We start from the raw sequence: 1,174 nt of genomic DNA on the forward strand, positions 1-1,174 counted from the left end.
CCTTATTTTTAAGGAATGTCTGGTAGCAATAGCGGAGAGGTCACACCTGTTCCCATGCCGAACACAGTAGTTAAGCTCTCCAGCGCCGATGGTAGTTGGGGCTTTGCCCCTGCAAGAGTAGGACGCCGCCAGGCATTATACTTACTTTTAATATAGAATGGATTATTTTATCAAAAATCCACATAATGCATTGGAGGATTAGCTCAGCTGGGAGAGCACTTGCCTTACAAGCAAGGGGTCGCAGGTTCGAGCCCTGCATCCTCCACCATGCGCCGGCCTAGCTCAACTGGTAGAGCAACTGACTTGTAATCAGTAGGTTGGGGGTTCAAGTCCTCTGGCCGGCACCATTTATAATTATTAAATGTACGAGCTATTCGTTCATTATAACAACTAGAAATCACTTATTTTATTTATGAGCCATTAGCTCAGTCGGTAGAGCATCTGACTTTTAATCAGAGGGTCGGAGGTTCGAATCCTCCATGGCTCACCACTTTGAATGTTATGCGGGTGTGGCGGAACTGGCAGACGCGCTAGACTTAGGATCTAGTGTCTTCGGACGTGGGGGTTCGACTCCCTCCACCCGCACCATAATAAATTAGCTACATAACATTATATGCGGAAGTAGTTCAGTGGTAGAACACCACCTTGCCAAGGTGGGGGTCGCGGGTTCGAATCCCGTCTTCCGCTCCAAGCCATGCCGGGGTGGCGGAATTGGCAGACGCACAGGACTTAAAATCCTGCGGTAGGTTTCTACCGTGCCGGTTCGAGTCCGGCCCTCGGCACCATATGCGCCCGTAGCTCAATTGGATAGAGCGTTTGACTACGGATCAAGAGGTTAGGGGTTCGACTCCTCTCGGGCGCGCCATAATACGGGAAGTAGCTCAGCTTGGTAGAGCACATGGTTTGGGACCATGGGGTCGCAGGTTCAAATCCTGTCTTCCCGACCATTTTAAAACAATGGGGCCTTAGCTCAGCTGGGAGAGCGCCTGCCTTGCACGCAGGAGGTCAGCGGTTCGATCCCGCTAGGCTCCACCAATTTATTTGCTCTTTGAAAACTGAACAAAACAACCAGTATGTCAAGAAAAACAGGTAACCTGTTATTTCTATAAAACAACCAGAAGGCAACTTCTGGAGAAGCTAAGAAGAATGATTAACGGTGTTTAATCATAAACAA

At 49.0% G+C, this 1,174-nt stretch carries 9 tRNA genes and 1 rRNA gene; all 10 read left to right on the forward strand.

The annotated features are described in order from the left end of the window. Positions 1 to 18 precede the first annotated feature (18 nt). The 10 genes from rrf to JKP73_RS21960 all read left to right on the forward strand — a co-directional run bounded on the left by rrf (position 19) and on the right by JKP73_RS21960 (position 1,035). A 5S ribosomal RNA gene (rrf, locus tag JKP73_RS21915) occupies positions 19 to 134 on the forward strand. Positions 135 to 192: 58 nt separating this feature from the next. Then, positions 193 to 268, forward strand: a tRNA-Val gene (locus JKP73_RS21920). A gap of 3 nt (positions 269 to 271) precedes the next feature. Beyond that, a tRNA-Thr gene (locus JKP73_RS21925) sits at positions 272 to 347 on the forward strand. Between the two features lie 67 nt (positions 348 to 414). After that, positions 415 to 490: transfer RNA gene (locus tag JKP73_RS21930), tRNA-Lys, on the forward strand. A 13-nt stretch (positions 491 to 503) separates the two neighbouring features. Next, positions 504 to 588: transfer RNA gene (locus JKP73_RS21935), tRNA-Leu, on the forward strand. Positions 589 to 615: 27 nt separating this feature from the next. Beyond that, a tRNA-Gly gene (locus tag JKP73_RS21940) sits at positions 616 to 690 on the forward strand. Between the two features lie 6 nt (positions 691 to 696). Continuing rightward, positions 697 to 785, forward strand: a tRNA-Leu gene (locus tag JKP73_RS21945). Positions 786 to 788: 3 nt separating this feature from the next. Continuing rightward, a tRNA-Arg gene (locus JKP73_RS21950) sits at positions 789 to 865 on the forward strand. 5 nt (positions 866 to 870) lie between these two features. Next, positions 871 to 947 (forward strand) — tRNA-Pro (locus tag JKP73_RS21955). 12 nt (positions 948 to 959) lie between these two features. Then, positions 960 to 1,035 (forward strand) — tRNA-Ala (locus tag JKP73_RS21960). The last annotated feature ends 139 nt before the right edge of the window (positions 1,036 to 1,174 follow it).

The sequence above is a fragment of the Virgibacillus salexigens genome, from assembly GCF_014905415.1.
GTDB classification, from domain to species: domain Bacteria; phylum Bacillota; class Bacilli; order Bacillales; family Amphibacillaceae; genus Virgibacillus; species Virgibacillus salexigens.